The organism is Rhodoferax sp., from assembly GCF_028688795.1.
GTDB lineage: Bacteria > Pseudomonadota > Gammaproteobacteria > Burkholderiales > Burkholderiaceae_C > Rhodoferax.
Map to the genome: position 1 here is coordinate 48,040 of NZ_JAQTXM010000010.1, position 15,764 is coordinate 63,803.

General features: G+C 57.7%; 17 protein-coding genes. 8 read left to right on the forward strand and 9 right to left on the reverse strand.

What is annotated here, in order from left to right:
• A partial coding sequence (locus PHQ58_RS09295) for a DMT family transporter (protein ID WP_300110230.1) occupies positions 1-560 on the forward strand: 560 nt, incomplete at its 5' end.
• Here the strand turns inward: PHQ58_RS09295 and rraA are convergent.
• The gene (gene rraA, locus PHQ58_RS09300) at positions 544-1,065 is read right to left on the reverse strand and encodes a ribonuclease E activity regulator RraA (RefSeq protein ID WP_300110233.1); all 522 of its coding nucleotides are present in this window, start codon (positions 1,063-1,065) and stop codon (positions 544-546) included. The genes PHQ58_RS09295 and rraA overlap by 17 nt on opposite strands.
• Before the next feature lie 192 nt (positions 1,066-1,257).
• Here rraA and PHQ58_RS09305 point away from each other — a divergent pair, with 192 nt between their 5' ends.
• The 6 genes from PHQ58_RS09305 to PHQ58_RS09330 all read left to right on the forward strand — a co-directional run bounded on the left by PHQ58_RS09305 (position 1,258) and on the right by PHQ58_RS09330 (position 7,526).
• Complete coding sequence (locus PHQ58_RS09305) at positions 1,258-1,710, forward strand: SWIB/MDM2 domain-containing protein (protein WP_300110236.1); 453 nt, start codon at positions 1,258-1,260, stop codon at positions 1,708-1,710.
• A 92-nt stretch (positions 1,711-1,802) separates the two neighbouring features.
• Positions 1,803-2,807, forward strand: coding sequence for an ABC transporter permease subunit (locus PHQ58_RS09310; protein ID WP_300110239.1), 1,005 nt, complete (start codon positions 1,803-1,805; stop codon positions 2,805-2,807).
• 11 nt (positions 2,808-2,818) lie between these two features.
• Positions 2,819-3,715 (forward strand): ABC transporter permease subunit, encoded by an 897-nt coding sequence (locus PHQ58_RS09315; RefSeq protein WP_300110242.1) that lies wholly within the window; start codon positions 2,819-2,821, stop codon positions 3,713-3,715.
• Between the two features lie 12 nt (positions 3,716-3,727).
• A complete protein-coding gene (locus PHQ58_RS09320; RefSeq protein ID WP_300110245.1) occupies positions 3,728-4,747 on the forward strand; it encodes an ABC transporter ATP-binding protein in 1,020 nt (339 codons plus the stop codon).
• A complete protein-coding gene (locus PHQ58_RS09325; RefSeq protein ID WP_300110248.1) occupies positions 4,744-5,748 on the forward strand; it encodes a peptide ABC transporter ATP-binding protein in 1,005 nt (334 codons plus the stop codon). The genes PHQ58_RS09320 and PHQ58_RS09325 overlap by 4 nt, the downstream gene beginning before the upstream one ends.
• Before the next feature lie 152 nt (positions 5,749-5,900).
• Complete coding sequence (locus PHQ58_RS09330; protein ID WP_300110251.1) at positions 5,901-7,526, forward strand: ABC transporter substrate-binding protein; 1,626 nt, start codon at positions 5,901-5,903, stop codon at positions 7,524-7,526.
• A 110-nt stretch (positions 7,527-7,636) separates the two neighbouring features.
• Here PHQ58_RS09330 and PHQ58_RS09335 read toward each other — a convergent pair whose 3' ends face one another.
• Entirely contained in the window at positions 7,637-8,878 is a 1,242-nt protein-coding gene (locus PHQ58_RS09335) for an MFS transporter (RefSeq protein WP_300110504.1), read from the reverse strand.
• Between the two features lie 165 nt (positions 8,879-9,043).
• Here PHQ58_RS09335 and PHQ58_RS09340 point away from each other — a divergent pair, with 165 nt between their 5' ends.
• Positions 9,044-9,490 (forward strand): SRPBCC family protein, encoded by a 447-nt coding sequence (locus PHQ58_RS09340; protein ID WP_300110254.1) that lies wholly within the window; start codon positions 9,044-9,046, stop codon positions 9,488-9,490.
• A 124-nt stretch (positions 9,491-9,614) separates the two neighbouring features.
• On the opposite strand, the gene clpB is transcribed toward PHQ58_RS09340, so the two are convergent.
• The 7 genes from clpB to mobB all read right to left on the reverse strand — a co-directional run bounded on the left by clpB (position 9,615) and on the right by mobB (position 15,755).
• Entirely contained in the window at positions 9,615-12,203 is a 2,589-nt protein-coding gene (gene clpB / locus PHQ58_RS09345; RefSeq protein WP_300110257.1) for an ATP-dependent chaperone ClpB, read from the reverse strand.
• A 119-nt stretch (positions 12,204-12,322) separates the two neighbouring features.
• Positions 12,323-12,637 (reverse strand): DUF2322 family protein, encoded by a 315-nt coding sequence (locus PHQ58_RS09350; RefSeq protein WP_300110260.1) that lies wholly within the window; start codon positions 12,635-12,637, stop codon positions 12,323-12,325.
• A gap of 84 nt (positions 12,638-12,721) precedes the next feature.
• The gene (locus PHQ58_RS09355; protein WP_300110263.1) at positions 12,722-13,042 is read right to left on the reverse strand and encodes a DUF883 domain-containing protein; all 321 of its coding nucleotides are present in this window, start codon (positions 13,040-13,042) and stop codon (positions 12,722-12,724) included.
• Between the two features lie 83 nt (positions 13,043-13,125).
• Positions 13,126-13,611 carry a molybdenum cofactor biosynthesis protein MoaE gene (locus PHQ58_RS09360; RefSeq protein ID WP_300110266.1) on the reverse strand — a complete coding sequence of 162 codons (486 nt, stop codon included), beginning with the start codon at positions 13,609-13,611 and terminating at the stop codon, positions 13,126-13,128.
• 58 nt (positions 13,612-13,669) lie between these two features.
• Entirely contained in the window at positions 13,670-13,921 is a 252-nt protein-coding gene (gene moaD, locus PHQ58_RS09365; RefSeq protein WP_300110269.1) for a molybdopterin converting factor subunit 1, read from the reverse strand.
• On the reverse strand, positions 13,918-15,225 hold the full coding sequence (glp, locus tag PHQ58_RS09370) for a gephyrin-like molybdotransferase Glp (protein WP_300110271.1): 1,308 nt from the start codon (positions 15,223-15,225) through the stop codon (positions 13,918-13,920). Before glp ends, moaD begins: the two co-directional genes overlap by 4 nt.
• Positions 15,222-15,755 (reverse strand): molybdopterin-guanine dinucleotide biosynthesis protein B, encoded by a 534-nt coding sequence (gene mobB / locus PHQ58_RS09375; RefSeq protein WP_300110507.1) that lies wholly within the window; start codon positions 15,753-15,755, stop codon positions 15,222-15,224. Before mobB ends, glp begins: the two co-directional genes overlap by 4 nt.
• Positions 15,756-15,764 lie beyond the last annotated feature (9 nt).

Consider the following 15,764-nt stretch of genomic DNA (forward strand, 5'->3'; position numbering starts at 1 on the left):
CTGCCATTGGTCTCGCGGTGCTTGGCATTGCGCTTTTTTCGCTATCAAAACAAGAGCTATCTACGCATACGGATAAAGGGATAGAGGCTGATTTATCTTATAAATATGGCTGGCTTGGCAATTTGCTGGTGTTTGGCGCGGTGGTGTGTGAGGCGTCTTATGCCGTCATTGGCAAGAAGCTCACCGGTAGTTTGTCACCCAAGCGCATCACCGCCCTGATCAATTTGTGGGGCTTGGCCTTGATGACGCCATTTGGGCTTTATGCGGCGTGGTCGTTTGACTTTGGCACGGTCACACCAGGCATCTGGCTGCTGCTGGTGTTTTATGCGCTGGCCGCCAGCGTGTGGACAGTCTGGCTTTGGATGACGGGTCTGAAGGCCGTGCCAGCTGCCCGCGCCGGGGTGTTCACGGTGATGCTGCCAATTTCAGCCGCTGCCGTGGGTGTAGGTGTATTGGGTGAAACCCTCAACACCATGCAGGTGCTGGCGTTTGGCCTGTGCCTGGCCGGTGTGCTGCTGGCCACCCTGCCCGGCCAAAAAAGCCTTAGCCCAGGCGCTTAGCGCTCACCACCATGCCATCCGCATCGGCGTACAACCACTCGCCTGGATTGACCCAGACGCCCTGAATTTGCACTGCCAAGTCTTTCAAACCCTGGTTCTGCTTTTCAGTGGGCAAGGGCATACTGGCCAGGGCACGAATGCCGACGTCCAGTACAGCCAGTTCGCCAACATCGCGCACGCAACCGTCAATCACCACGCCGGCCCAGCCATTTCTTGCGGCAGCGGCACCCAGGTTACCGCCCAAAAGCGCCCGGCGCAATGAGCCCGCGCCGTCAACCACCAAGACCTTGGCGACCCGCCCGGCAGGCGTCTCGTCATAACCGCACGAATCTACCGCCGCCTTGACCAGCGAGTTGTCTTCAAAGCACTTCACCGTGACCACCGGTCCACAGAAAGCCTGGCGTGCACCATAGTCCTTGAACACAGGGGGCAACACCCGAAATAGCTCAGGCGAGTCATTTTTATGGGCATCACACAAGTCACAAGTGGCAAAGCTAGAGGTCATGAAAATCATCCTTTGTTGTTCATATTCATCAGAAAATTGTAAAAGCTCTCACCAAGGCGCAAAAAACAAGCCCTTCCCCAGTGAAATTAGCGTCTGCCCCCTTGGAAACGCGCTATTTCTCCAGTAGCATTCGCTCCAACCAGCCTAGAGTGTGAGCTGGCGATTCACTAAACTTGAAAAGGACAATTCATTATGGCAACTGCGAAAAAAGCGCCAGCGAAGAAAGTGGCTCCTGTCACGACAGCGGCACCGGCCAAAAAGGCCGCACCAGTGAAAGCTGCTGCCCCCGCAAAGAAGGTCGCTGTGAAAGCGGCTGCGCCGGCCAAGAAAGCCGCTCCAGCCAAAGCTGCTGCACCAGCTAAAAAAGTTGCTGCAAAAAAAGCACCGGCTGTCAAACGCACAGCAAACGCCGCTTTCATGAAAGCCTTGACACCCAGCGCAGCCTTGGCTGCCGTGGTCGGTGTGGGCCCCCTGCCGCGCACTGAAGTGGTCAAGCAATTGTGGGTCTACATCAAGAAGCACAAACTGCAAGACAGCGTCAACAAGCGCCTGATCAATGCCGATGCCAAACTGAAAGAAGTGTTTGGCAAGCTGCAAGTCAGCATGTTTGAAATGGCTGGCCTGATCGGCAAACACCTGAAGTAATTTCTTCCAAGCTCCCGTCTGAAAGGCCGACACTTGTCGGCCTTTTTGTTTGTGGCATCATTCCACGCACTGCACAAAACAACTCCTTACAAATGCTGCGTTTCCTGCTAACCCGTTTTAGCCTCATCATTCCGACCTTCATCGGCATGACCCTGGTGGCTTTCTTCCTGATTCGCATGGTGCCGGGCGACCCCATCGAAACCCTGGCCGGTGAACGAGGCATTGATGCCACACGCCACGCAGAGTTGCTCAAGGCCTATGGCCTGGACCGCCCGGTGATGGTGCAATACGGCATCTACATTGGCCGCGTACTGCAAGGCGACCTGGGCAAATCCATCATTACCCATGAGCCAGTGCTCAATGAATTCATGGCGCTGTTTCCGGCCACCATTGAACTGGCCTTGTGCGCCATTCTTTTCGCACTGATCATTGGCATACCGGCTGGCATTCTGGCCGCAGTCAAGCGCAACACCATCCTGGACCACGGCGTGATGGGCGTGTCGCTCACCGGCTATTCCATGCCTATTTTCTGGTGGGGTTTGCTGCTGATTTTGCTGTTCTCGGTGCAACTGGATTTAACACCGGTATCAGGTCGCATTTCGGTGCAATACTTCATTGAACCTGTCACCGGTTTTCTGCTGATTGACACTTGGCTTGCCGGTGACAAGGACGCCTTTTGGTCAACCGTCACACACCTGATTTTGCCCACCATCGTGCTGGGCACCAACCCGCTGGCCGTCATTGCCCGCATGACACGTTCGGCCATGCTCGAAGTTCTGGGCGAAGACTACATTCGTACCGCGCGTGCCAAGGGCTTGTCGAATTTTCGCGTGGTGGCATTGCACGCGCTGCGCAACGCGCTCATTCCGGTGATCACAGTCATTGGCCTGCAGGTCGGTGTGCTGTTCACCGGGGCCATCCTGACCGAAACCATTTTTTCATGGCCGGGCGTTGGCAAATGGATGATCGAGGCCATTGGCCGGCGCGACTATCCGGTCTTGCAAGGCGGCATGTTGCTGCTGGGCGGCATGGTCATGATCGTCAATCTGTTGGTTGACGTGACCTACGGCATCATCAACCCACGCATCCGGCATTAAAGGCTCAACACATGGCGACCCTTGCCGAATCATCTGCATCCAGCGAACACCAACATCCCCTGCGCGAGTTCTGGGATTATTTTTCAACCAATAAAGGCGCAGTAGCTGGCCTGATCATTGTGCTGCTGGTGTTGCTGATGGCAGCCTTGGCGCCCTGGATTGCCCCCTACGCGCCCAACGACACCAACCCCAGCGTGTTCCTGACGCCCCCGGCGTGGCAGGCGGGCGGCTCCAGCGCGCACTGGCTGGGCACCGACGCGATTGGCCGCGATATTTTGTCGCGCCTGATTCACGGTGCGCGCCTGTCCTTGGCGATCGGCCTGGCGGTGGTGGCACTTTCCGTGGTCTTGGGCACCGTGTTGGGCCTGACTGCTGGTTATTTCCGCGGCATTTTTGAAGTAGCCGTGATGCGCCTGATGGACATCATCCTGACCCTGCCCAGCCTGCTGCTGGCCATTGTCATTGTGGCCATTCTGGGCCCGGGGTTGATGAACGCCATGCTGGCCGTGGCGGTGGTGGTGCTGCCGCATTACGTGCGCATCACACGCGCGGCGGTCATCACCGAAATGAGCCGCGACTACGTTACCGCTGCGCGCATGAACGGCGCCGGCCATCTGCGCCTGATGTTCAACGAGGTTCTGCCCAATTGCGCCGCCCCACTCATTGTGCAGGCCTCGCTGGGTATTTCGGCGGCCATTCTGGATGCCGCCGCCCTGGGCTTTCTGGGCCTGGGTGCGCAGCCGCCCTCACCAGAATGGGGAACCATGCTGGCAGATGCGCGCGAATTTGTTTTGCGTGCTTGGTGGGTGGTGACCTTCCCCGGTTTGGCTATTTTGATCACGGTGCTGGCTTTTAACCTGCTGGGTGATGGCCTGCGCGACGCGTTTGACCCCAAGCTCAAACGCTAAAAAAGTATTTTTATGGCTCTGCTTGAAATAGAAAACCTCTCAGTTCAATTTCCGTCCAAGACTGCCGTGATGCACGCGGTAGACGGCGTCAGCTTGTCGCTTGACGCCGGTGAGGTGCTGGGTATTGTGGGCGAATCCGGCTCGGGAAAAAGCGTCACCATGATGGCGCTGATGGGATTGGTGTCCTTCCCGGGTGTGGTCACGGCTGACAAATTGCGCTTCGACGGGCATGACCTGCTCAGGCTCTCTGGCAGCGCGCGCAACAAGCTCATTGGCAAAGACGTGGCCATGATTTTTCAGGACCCCACCACCAGCCTGAACCCCTGCTTTACCGTCGGATTTCAGCTGGCTGAAGCGCTCAAGCTGCACTTGGGGATGGACAGCAAGGCAGCCCGCAAGCGCTCGATTGAACTGCTGGAGCAAGTGGGCATTCCCGCCCCAGAGAGCCGCCTGAACGTGTTTCCACACCAGATGTCAGGTGGCATGAACCAGCGCGTGATGATTGCCATGGCCATTTCCTGCAAGCCCAAACTGTTGATTGCCGACGAGCCCACCACCGCACTCGACGTGACGATTCAGGCGCAAATCCTCGACCTGCTGCGCACCCTGCAAAAAGACCTTGACATGGCGTTGGTGCTGATCACCCACAACATGGGCGTGGTGAGCGAGATGGCGCAGCGCGTGGCCGTGATGTACGCCGGGCAGATCATGGAAGAGCGCAGCGCCCATGACATTTTTGATGCGCCGCAACACCCCTACACCGAAGCCCTGATGGCCGCCATGCCCGAGCGGAGCGAAGGCGCCAGCCGCCTGGCCACCATTCCTGGCATGGTGCCCGGCCTGTATGACCGCCCCAGTGGCTGCCTTTTTGCACCGCGCTGCACTTACGCCAACAACCACTGCCGGGCAGACCGCCCGGCCTTGCGCGAGTGGCAAAGCGGCATGGTGCGCTGCCACTACCCACTGCTCCCTCTGACGGATACGCCTGAAACACCTGGCCTGGCTGCCCCGTTTCAAGGAGCCGCTTTATGAGCCCAAGCAATTCAAACCAAGCACCCATCACTGAACCCGTGGTGGTGGCGCGTGACCTGAAACAGGTCTACAAAATCAGCCGGGGCTTTCTGCACCCGGCGGACCATCTGCAGGCGGTCAGCGGTGTGTCATTCAGCGTGCAGCCAGGCAAAACACTGGCAGTGGTGGGCGAATCCGGCTGTGGCAAATCGACCCTCGCGCGCATGGTGTCGCTGATTGAGGTGCCTAGCTCAGGCGAGTTGTCCCTGGCAGGTGTGGATGTGGTCAAAGCCAGCACGCAAGAGCGTCACGCTTTGCGGCGCACGGTGCAACTGGTGTTTCAGAACCCGTTTGGTTCGCTCAACCCACGCAAGAAAATCGGTGCCATTTTGGCGTCTCCGCTGGAGATCAACACCAACTTGAATGCCGAGCAGCGCGCCACCCAGGCCCGCGCGATGCTGGCCCTGGTGGGCTTGCGCCCAGAACACTACGACCGCTACCCGCACATGTTTTCAGGCGGCCAGCGCCAGCGTATTGCGATTGCCCGTGCCCTGATGCTCAAACCGGCCCTGATCGTGGCCGACGAGCCGGTGTCGGCGCTGGATGTGTCCGTTCAAGCCCAGGTGCTCAATCTGCTGGCAGACCTGCAGCAAGAGCTGGGGCTGGCTTACCTGTTTATCTCGCATGACCTGGGTGTGGTACGCCACATCGCCCATGATGTGCTGGTGATGTACCTAGGCCACGCGGTGGAGCAAGGCGAGAAAAAAACCATTTTTGCGCAGCCCCTGCACCCCTACACCCAAGCGCTGCTGGCCTCGACACCTGGCATTGTGGGCACTGGTGCTGCCAAAAAGCGCATCGTGCTCACCGGCGAACTCCCCTCGCCCCTGAACCCGCCCAGCGGCTGCGTGTTTTCAACCCGCTGCCCACACGTCACAGCCCAATGCACCAGCGAGCGCCCGCTATTGCGCACGCTGGCTGGCAGGCAAGTTGCTTGCCATTTGGCTGAACAATTTGTTTAATTTGATGTCTTTGGACTTACAAAAAATGGTCCCAGCTAGGCACACCGCCGAAGGCAGTACGCTTTGTACGACAAGGCGGTGCAACGACGCTGGGACAGTTTTTGTCAGTCCTCCCGCTGCAGCGCAGCATTAACCTGTAAGGAGTCGATAAGATGACTTTTCTGAAATCAAAGCGCGCGTTCACCCTGAAGCGAACTGCCATGTGTGCACTGGCATTGCCGGCACTGCTGGCCATGAGCCAAGCGGGTGCAAAAACGCTGGTGTACTGCTCCGAAGGCAGCCCGGAAAACTTCTACCCTGGCATCAATACCACCGGCACGTCATTTGATGCAGGCGTGCAAATTTACGATACTCCGGTGCAGTTCGAGCGCGGCGGTACAAAGGTGTTGCCTGCGCTAGCCTCCAGCTGGGACATCTCCAAAGACGGCAAGGAATACACCTTTCACCTGCGCAAAGGCGTGAAGTTTCACAGCAACAAAAACTTCACCCCCACCCGCGACTTCAATGCCGACGATTTCATCTTTTCGATCGAGCGCCAGTGGAAAAAAGAAGACCCATACTTCAAGGTCACCAGCTCTAACCACTCGTACTTTGACGACATGGCCATGCCTAAACTGCTCAAGTCGGTGGACAAGGTCGATGAATACACCGTCAAGATCACACTGAACGCACCAGAAGCGCCTTTCCTGGCCAACATGGCCATGCCCCACAACGGAGTGCAATCCAAGGAATACGCCATTGCCATGCTGAAAGCTGGCACACCTGAAAAAATTGACCAGGAGCCATTGGGCACTGGGCCATTCACTTTGGTGCAATACCAAAAAGATGCCCTGATCCGCTACAAAGCCTTCCCACAATACTGGGCTGGCAAGGCCAAGATTGACGACCTGGTGTTTGCCATCACCCCCGATGCTTCAGTGCGCTGGGCCAAGCTGCAAAAGGGTGAGTGCCATGTCATGCCCTACCCCAACCCAGCTGACGTCCCTGCCATGCGCAAGGATGCCAAGGTCACAGTGCTGGAGCAACCCGGTCTGAACGTGGGTTACCTGGCCTACAACACCACCAAGAAGCCATTCGACGACGTGCGTGTGCGCAAGGCCGTGAACATGGCCATCAACAAAAAAGCGATCGTGGACGCGGTTTACTTGGGAACGGGCATTCCCGCCACCAACCCGATTCCACCCACCATGTGGTCATACAACAAAAGCATCAAGGACGACGCTTTCAACCCTGAAGAGGCCAAGAAACTGCTGGCCGCTGCTGGCCTGAAAGACGGCTTCACCACGGACCTGTGGGCCATGCCGGTGCAGCGCCCTTACAACCCCAACGCCAAACGCATTGCCGAACTGATGCAGGCCGACTTGGCCAAAGTCGGTATCAAGGCCGAGATCAAGAGTTTTGAATGGGGCGAATACCGCAAGCGCATGCAAGCCGGTGAGCACCAAATGGGTATGCTGGGCTGGACCGGTGACAACGGTGACCCTGACAACTTCCTGAACACCTTGCTGGGTTGCGCATCATCCAAGACCAATGGATCCAACGTGGCCAAGTTTTGCTACCAGCCGTTTGAAGACCTGATCCAGAAAGCCAAGGTGACCTCCAACCAGGCTGAGCGCACCAAGCTCTATGAACAAGCCCAGGTGATCTTCAAACAGCAAGCGCCGTGGTTCACCATTGCCCACGCCGTGGCGCTGAAACCGGTGCGCAAAGAAGTGACTGACTTCAAAATCAGCCCCTTTGGCACCCACGTGTTCTACGGCGTGGACATCGCCAAATAAGCAGACGCATGCGGGCTCGCCCCGCATTCATGCGCTTCAAAAAAGTCAGCATTCGCTGGCTTTTTTGCGTTGAACTGCTAGCGAGGTGATGCCGCCAGCAAAGTGCAAGGTCAAGCCAATTTGGCTGTCTTGACAACGGGTTTGAGAGTGCGCTGGCCGACCCCCAGCGCCGCCACCACACTCAGCAGCAGAACCGCTCCAGCGCCAATAAGCGTGGCGCTGTACCAGCCGCGATCCATGAACGCACCAAACACCAGCGGTGAGATGGCAAAACCGGTGTCAAGCCCCGAATACACCAACCCATAGACCCGCCCGGTAGCCCCTTTGGGTGTGGCTTTCTTGATCATCATGTCGCGCGACGGCCCGCCAACGCCCACCGCAAACCCGGTTGCCGCCAGCACCACCATGGTCAGTGTGGCCCCAAAAATTCCGGTACCGCACAGTGCCAGCAAAACAGCTGCAGCCGCCATCGACAGCGCCACCACACGGTCGCTGTGGCGTGCGCTGGAGGCCACAAAGCCCCCCACAAACACGCCAACTGCGCCACACAACATGTAAGCCGTGAGGGTCAGAGTGGCCGACTCAAAAGAGATACCGTGCATGGCTTTCAAAATCGACACCGAGAAACTTTGCACCACCGCCAGCGTCATGGTCGAGAGCAAAAAAAACGCAAAACACCACCACACCACCGGCAGCTTCATGAACGCCATGCTGTGCTCAGCCGGGGTGTCGGGGTGCTGAACGGCAACCTGTGTGCTGAGCTTGTCGCGGTTCACTACCAGCAGTGCCAACACCAGCACGAAAACCACCGCTGCCGCCAGATAAGCCGTACGCCAACTGCTCATGGCCGTGATGCCAACAAAAAACACCGGTGCCGCCGCCCAGCCCAAGTTGCCAGTGAGCCCATGGGCGCTGAAGGCGTGGCCCAGCCGTGCCGGCGACACCCGCTGGTTCAAAATCGTGAAGTCCACCGGGTGAAACGTGGCGTTAGCCAGACCCGCCAGCGCCGCCACCATCACCAGCCCGCTGTAACTGGTGATGGTTGATGCCAGCAGCGCCGCCAACGCAAACAGGCTCAACGCCCCAAACAACATGGGTCGTGCACCAATCTTGTCCACCACAAACCCAGCCGAGGCCTGCCCCAGCCCGGACACCACAAAAAATACGCTCATCAACGCACCCAGTTGCGAAAAGCTCAAGCCGAATTCCACCATGAACACGGGAAACAGCGGCGGCAGCAGCAAATGCCCAAAGTGTGATGCGGCATGGGCCAGGCCCACCAAAGCAATGATGCTGGCATCCTGCTTGAGGGGCACAGGGGCGACGGAGGGATGAAAAGTGGTGCTCGACATGCGCTGATTGTCGGGGAACTGCCGCGCACCGGCGCGAATAGGCTTGCTCCAAAAAATCCTGAAAATGCGCAAAGCCCAGGCCATCAAGATACCCCGGCCAAACAGACGTCGCCACAACGCCTTAAAGTTTGTAAGCTTGTCCCCCTCACTTCAGGAGAACAGACCATGACCACAGGAACAGTGCGCCTTCACAGAGTGCTGCGTGCCACATCAGAAAAAATTTACAGAGCCTTCTTGCACCCGGACGCCATGTCGAAATGGATTGCACCCTACGGATTCACCTGCAAAGTGCACCACATGGACGCAAGGGTGGGCGGCACTTTCCGGATGACATTTGAAAACTTTTCCACTGGACAGGCGCACGCCTTCGGTGGCGAATACCTTGAACTCGTGCCCGGAGAGCGCCTGCGCTACAGCGACAAATTTGACGACCCCAACCTGCCAGGCGAGATGCAGGTGACGATTTCCATTAAACCCGTGTCATGTGGGTCAGAGCTGTCGATTGTGCAAGAAGGCATCCCAGAACCCATTCCGCTGGAAATGTGTTACCTCGGCTGGCAAGAGTCGCTCTTGCAACTGGCCAATCTGGTCGAGCCAAATATCACAGGCTAGAGCATTTGTGAAGGGAAGCCACCGAGCTGCCAAAGCGGCCCGGTGGCTGGTTCACACATCAGATTGCTATCAAGTAAGAAGCTTCTCACGCTTATTCCATATGGCCTAGATGCCTAAAAGACTCTCAATTAAAGCTGAACTGCCCCGGCGCCTTGATCGGATCTACACCGACATGGATGATCGATTTGGGCGGAAACTTGCCTTCCAGCAACAGTTTTGAGAGCGGGTTTTCCAGCCGCTGCTGAATGGCACGCTTCAACGGCCGAGCCCCAAACACCGGGTCAAACCCCACCTTGGCCAACTCGGCCACAGCAGCGTCGGTGACCTCCAGCGTCAGGTCCATGTGCGCTAGTCGCGCCGTCAACACTGCCAGCTGAATCTTGGCAATGTCGGCAATGTGGCTGGCGTCCAAGCTGTGGAACACCACAGTTTCGTCAATGCGGTTCAAAAACTCGGGGCGAAAATGGTTTTTAAGCTCGTCGGTCACCGCGTCTTTCACGTCTTCATAGGGCTGGCCAACCATGTTCTGAATCATCTGCGAGCCGATGTTGCTGGTCATCACAATCACCGTGTTTTTAAAATCCACGGTCCGGCCCTGCCCGTCGGTCAGGCGGCCGTCGTCCAGCACTTGCAACAGCACGTTGAACACGTCAGGGTGGGCTTTTTCCACCTCATCAAGCAGCAACACGCTGTAAGGCTTGCGGCGCACGGCTTCCGTCAGGTAGCCGCCTTCTTCATAGCCGACATAACCCGGAGGCGCACCAATCAAACGCGCCACGCTGTGCTTTTCCATGAACTCGCTCATGTCGATGCGCACCAAGTGGTCCTCGGAATCAAACAAGAACCCTGCCAGCGCCTTGCACAGCTCTGTTTTGCCGACGCCCGTAGGGCCAAGGAACAGGAAGGAGCCAGTCGGACGGTCCGGGTCGGACAGGCCGGAACGTGAACGGCGAATAGCGTTGGCCACCGCGCCAATGGCTTCATCCTGACCCACCACACGCTGGTGCAGTTTGGCTTCCATTTGCAACAACTTGTCGCGCTCGCCCTGCATCATTTTGCTCACCGGAATGCCAGTGGCACGGCTCACCACCTCGGCAATTTCCTCAGCACCCACCTGAGTGCGCAGCAGGCGCGGTGCGGCACCCTCGGTACGGTTGGTTTCCTTGTCCTGGGCTTCTTTCAAACGTTTTTCCAAATCAGGCAGCTTGCCGTATTGCAACTCGGCCACCTTGTTGAAGTCGCCCTTGCGGGTGAATTCCTCGATCTGGAACTTAAGCTTGTCTATTTGCTCACGCAGGTCACCACTGCCTTGGGCACTGGCTTTTTCGGCTTTCCAGATTTCATCAAAATTGGCGATCTCTTTTTCTAGCGAGGTGATTTCGTCGTTGATCAGTTCCAGACGCTTGCGCGAAGCCTCGTCCTTTTCCTTTTTCACCGCTTCACGCTCGATGAGCAATTGAATTTTCCGGCGGTCTAGCTTGTCCATGACTTCGGGCTTGGAGTCCATCTCGATCTTGACCTTGCTGGCGGCCTCGTCGATCAAGTCAATTGCCTTGTCCGGCAGAAAACGATCGGTGATGTAGCGGTGGCTCAACTCGGCGGCGGCAACGATGGCCGGATCGGTGATGTCCACATTGTGGTGTTTTTCGTATCGTTCTTTCAGGCCGCGCAAGATCGCAATGGTGGCCTCCACAGTAGGTTCACCCACCAGAATCTTCTGGAAGCGGCGCTCAAGGGCCGCATCCTTTTCAATGTACTTACGGTATTCATCCAGCGTGGTCGCACCCACACAGTGCAACTCGCCCCGCGCCAAAGCGGGTTTCAGCATGTTGCCCGCATCCATGGCGCCTTCAGCTTTGCCAGCGCCGACCATCGTATGGAGTTCGTCAATGAACACAATGGTCTGACCCTCGTCTTTGGCCAAGTCTTTAAGCACGTTTTTCAGCCGCTCTTCAAACTCGCCGCGGAACTTGGCACCCGCCAAAAGCGAGGCCATATCGAGCGAAAGCACCCGTTTGCCTTTGAGCGACTCGGGCACTTCGCCCGCCACAATGCGCTGGGCTAAGCCTTCCACAATGGCGGTCTTGCCAACACCGGGCTCGCCAATCAACACAGGGTTGTTTTTGGTGCGGCGCTGCAGCACCTGAATGGCACGGCGGATTTCGTCGTCACGGCCAATCACGGGGTCAAGTTTGCCCATGCGGGCGCGTTCGGTCAGGTCAATGCAGTATTTTTTGAGCGATTCACGCTGGTCTTCGGCATCCGCGCTGTCCACGTTCTGGCCGCCACGCACCGCATCGATGGCGGATTCCATGCTCTTGCGGGTCAGTCCGTTGGCGCGAGCGAGATTGCCGATTTCCAACTTGCTGTCGGACAGCGCGAGCAAAAACAACTCAGCCGCCACAAACTTGTCACCGCGTTTGATGGCTTCCTTCTCAGACGCTTGCAGCAACGACACCATGTCGCGCCCCACTTGCACCTGCTCTTGGCCGATGACTTGCGGCAGCCTTTTTACAGCAGCCTCGGCTGCAGCCAACAAACCCGGCACATTGACACCAGCGCGTTGCAACAGCGCTTTGGGTCCATCTTCCTGCTTGAGCATGGCCACCAGCATGTGGGCTGGCTCAATGTAGGCGTGGTCCTGCCCCAGCGCCAGGGACTGGGCATCGCCCAGGGCTTCTTGAAATTTGGTGGTGAATTTATCGGCACGCATGACACACTCCAAAAGATTTTTGAACTGTTCATTACATGAGGGCCTTCGGCGCGCTTTTCAAGCGCTGGTGTCATGGCAGCCGAAAAATAAGGCTTACAAACCTTGGGCCTATCAAGGCTTCAGGCGTTGATCAGCTTGACGGAAAAACTCTGGCCCGATGCGATGACGTCCAGCAAGCGGTCGATATTGGGGTGGCTGCCAGGGTGGGCGCGGGCATCGGTGGTGTGCTCGGCAAATAGTGCCAAGCCTGTCTGAGCCGCCGTCACGTTGATGCTGCCATACCTGGCAGTCAAGGCCGCGTAGACCGTCAGGGAGCCGGTCGTGCCGAGTTTGTTCTCGATGACGGCCACCACCGTACCTGCTTTGTTGAGCAGTTGCAATGCAGCCAAATGGGTCACGGCAGGGAGTTCTTTGAGCGTGTCGGCGAAGGTCATGACTTGATCCTTTTGATGGGCTAGCTTGAACTGTGAGCACACTAGCTGGCAAAACGCCGGTTTGTCGACCCACACTCTTGTCTGTCAGTCCCTTCCACGACGACAAATAAGCAGGCCTGCCACAAAGGCAACGCCAGCTGCGATGCCGACGGCCTTCCACGGTTCATGGTGGACATAGTCGTCGGTGGCTTGACCCGCGTCCTTGACTCTTTTGATGGATGCAGCTTGCAACTTGGCCAGGTCTTTCTTGTATTTTGCAATTTTGTCTTCCAGACGAAAACGCAAGTCGGTCACGTTTTCGCTGGTCTTGTCGGCAATCAACTGCAGGAGGTCCTGGGCGTCAGCAATCAACAGCTTGGTGTCTTCAATCAGAACTTGTCTGGTGACGGGATGGGTGTCGCTCATGAGTGGGTTCTTTGCGAAAGTTGGAAAGGTAGTTGAGGGGACTGTCAGCAGCTTGAAGCGTCTGCCGGGCCATCATCAATTGATCAGCCGTTGCTGGCGACGATGCCCCACTTGGCCAGCGCCGCATCGTCACTGACCCGGGCATCGACCCAGCGCGCGCCCTCTGGGGTTTGCTCTTTCTTCCAGAACGGCGCCTGGGTCTTGAGGTAGTCCATCAAGAATTCGCAAGCCTGGAAACTTTCGCCCCGATGCGCCGAGGTCACGGCGACCAGCACAATTTGGTCCAGCGGCTGCAACAGCCCAACCCGGTGGATGACGCGGACGCCAAAAATGTCAAACTTGGCGTGTGCCGCGTCGATCATGGCCTCAATCGACTTTTCGGTCATGCCTGGGTAATGCTCCAGTTCCATGCTGCTGATGCGACCAGGCTCGCCCGCGGTATGGTCTCTGACGGTACCAATGAAGCTGCACACAGCCCCTACCCGCGCGTCCTGCGCGCGCAAGGTGGCAAGTTCTTCGGTCACATCAAAGTCAGCCGTTTGAATCGATACGCCCAGTATTTTTTGCATGAATTAGCCCTCTAGCCCTTATCTATATTGCGTAAGCAGCTATAAATCGCATACGGATTCAACCACCAGTCACCGGCGGAAAAAACGCCACTTCAGCGCCCTCTGATAAAACCGTGGCTTCATCGCTGAGGGTTTGATTGAGTGCCACGCGCACCGATTTGCCACGCGCCAAGGCATCTGCGTGGTCACCACCCAAGGCGATGAGTTCATCACGCAGCTCACCCAAGGTGTTCGCATCCGTGTCACGCAACTCGCTGCCTGTGCCGATGGCTTCGCGAATGGAGGCGAAATATTTCACCGTAACTTTCATGCCAGCAGCTCCGAAAAAGGAATGAAGCGCACCACGTCACCGGGCGCAATGGTGCAGCCGGGTGGGTTGTCGACCAGGCCATCACCCCACACGACCGAGGTCAGCACGCCAGAACTCTGGTTGGTAAACAGCTCCAGGCCACCCGCCACGTTGCGCCTGACGCGTAAAAATTCACGACGTTTATCGGCTCTAGACCAAGTAAAGTCAGCGCGAACAGTTACTGAATTTGGAGCAACATCAAGTACGCCTTGCAGCTTGAGTAAAAACGGCCGCACCAGCAGCAGGAATGTGACAAAGCTCGACACCGGGTTACCGGGCAGCCCAATGAAGTGTGCACCGGCGGCGCTGTCACCGCCCGCCAACGGCGCACAAGCCGGACCAGACGCTGATGCTGATGCTGCTCCCTGAGCGATCTGGCCATAGGCAAACGGCTTGCCCGGTTTGATGGCAATTTGCCACAGATCCAGATGGCCCAGGCTTTGCACGGCGGGCTTGATGTGGTCTTCTTCACCCACGGAGACGCCACCGCTGGTCAAAATCAGGTCATGGTGCTCAGCCGCGCCGCGCAGGGCGTCAATGGTGGCAGCGCGCTGGTCTGGAACGATGCCCAAGTCACTCACCTCGCAGCCCAAACGAACCAGCAAGGCTTTCAGGAAAAAGCGGTTCGAGTTGTAAATGGCTCCCGGCTTCATGTGCTCAGGCGGCACCTCGCCCGGCATCACCAGTTCGTCACCGGTTGAAAACAGCGCTACTTTTGGCCGGCGCACCACCGCCAGCTGACTCGCACCAATACTGGCCGCCAGCCCAAGTGAAGCGGGCGTCAGGCGCTCACCTTTTGTAAGCACTACGGCACCGCGCGTGACATCTTCCCCAGCGCGGCGAATCCACTGGCCCAATTGGGGAACGATCTGAACCCGAACACTGCCATCAGGCTGCACGTCGCAGTCTTCCTGCATCACCACGGCATCGGCACCCTGGGGAATTGGCGCACCGGTAAAGATGCGTGCCACGGACATGGACGCCAACGCCTCGCCTGAACTGCCTGCCGCAATGCGCTGTGACACAGGCAGCGATTGGCTGGAGTCGGCTAGGTCAGCACCGCGCACCGCGTAGCCATCCATGGAACTGTTGTCCTGCGGCGGCACCTGCAGGGCAGACACCAGATCTTGCGCCAGCACCCGGCCGTCAGCATCAAATGTGGACACCTGCTCGACACCGTGCAGCTCAGTGGCGTAGCCCAGCAATTGGGCCAGCGCCTCATCAAGTGATCTCAGGGGCTTTTGAGCTGGGCGAGTGGTGGTCATTGGTAGTTTTCAGCGTTGTAATCAAAGCGCTCGCCTTGCGAAAGCAGCCATTCAGCCACCGAGTCGGGGTCGTTCAGGTCAAGCACGGGCAGGCCGGTAGGCGTGGGCAACTGGCCCGGTGAATCGCTGGCAATGGCCGTGATGAAGTCGTCATCCATGTAACGCGCAGGCTTGCTTGATGAGGCACGCCAGACTTCAATTTTTAGCAAATCAGAGTCTTTGAAGCCCTCCACCAGAACCCAGTCCACCCCCTCGTACAACTCAGCCAGCAGATGGTGCACGGTGGGTCGGTTGGCCACCTCAAACTCACGCATCAGCGCAAACCGGGTGTCAGAGGCCACCACCACCTCGAACGCGCCCGCCTCACGGTGACGGTAGGTGTCTTTGCCGGGGTGGTCAATGTCAAACTTGTGGTGCGCGTGTTTCACCACCGAGACGCGCAGGCCCTTGAGTTTGAGCGCAGGTATCAGCCGCTCGACCAGCGTGGTCTTGCCCGAACCGGAAAACCCGGCGAATCCAACCACCTTCATTGTCATTTA

Excerpts from the sequence above, each read along its gene's own strand:
- PHQ58_RS09310 (WP_300110239.1), top strand. The coding sequence starts at position 1,803 with ATGCTGCGTTTCCTGCTAACCCGTTTTAGCCTCATCATTCCGACCTTC.
- moaD (WP_300110269.1), bottom strand. The coding sequence starts at position 13,921 with ATGAAAGTTACGGTGAAATATTTCGCCTCCATTCGCGAAGCCATCGGC.
- glp (WP_300110271.1), bottom strand. The coding sequence starts at position 15,225 with ATGACCACCACTCGCCCAGCTCAAAAGCCCCTGAGATCACTTGATGAG.
- PHQ58_RS09355 (WP_300110263.1), bottom strand. The coding sequence starts at position 13,042 with ATGAGCGACACCCATCCCGTCACCAGACAAGTTCTGATTGAAGACACC.
- PHQ58_RS09330 (WP_300110251.1), top strand. The coding sequence starts at position 5,901 with ATGACTTTTCTGAAATCAAAGCGCGCGTTCACCCTGAAGCGAACTGCC.
- mobB (WP_300110507.1), bottom strand. The coding sequence starts at position 15,755 with ATGAAGGTGGTTGGATTCGCCGGGTTTTCCGGTTCGGGCAAGACCACG.
- PHQ58_RS09325 (WP_300110248.1), top strand. The coding sequence starts at position 4,744 with ATGAGCCCAAGCAATTCAAACCAAGCACCCATCACTGAACCCGTGGTG.
- rraA (WP_300110233.1), bottom strand. The coding sequence starts at position 1,065 with ATGACCTCTAGCTTTGCCACTTGTGACTTGTGTGATGCCCATAAAAAT.
- PHQ58_RS09305 (WP_300110236.1), top strand. The coding sequence starts at position 1,258 with ATGGCAACTGCGAAAAAAGCGCCAGCGAAGAAAGTGGCTCCTGTCACG.
- PHQ58_RS09360 (WP_300110266.1), bottom strand. The coding sequence starts at position 13,611 with ATGCAAAAAATACTGGGCGTATCGATTCAAACGGCTGACTTTGATGTG.
- PHQ58_RS09335 (WP_300110504.1), bottom strand. The coding sequence starts at position 8,878 with ATGTCGAGCACCACTTTTCATCCCTCCGTCGCCCCTGTGCCCCTCAAG.
- PHQ58_RS09340 (WP_300110254.1), top strand. The coding sequence starts at position 9,044 with ATGACCACAGGAACAGTGCGCCTTCACAGAGTGCTGCGTGCCACATCA.
- PHQ58_RS09350 (WP_300110260.1), bottom strand. The coding sequence starts at position 12,637 with ATGACCTTCGCCGACACGCTCAAAGAACTCCCTGCCGTGACCCATTTG.
- clpB (WP_300110257.1), bottom strand. The coding sequence starts at position 12,203 with ATGCGTGCCGATAAATTCACCACCAAATTTCAAGAAGCCCTGGGCGAT.
- PHQ58_RS09315 (WP_300110242.1), top strand. The coding sequence starts at position 2,819 with ATGGCGACCCTTGCCGAATCATCTGCATCCAGCGAACACCAACATCCC.
- PHQ58_RS09320 (WP_300110245.1), top strand. The coding sequence starts at position 3,728 with ATGGCTCTGCTTGAAATAGAAAACCTCTCAGTTCAATTTCCGTCCAAG.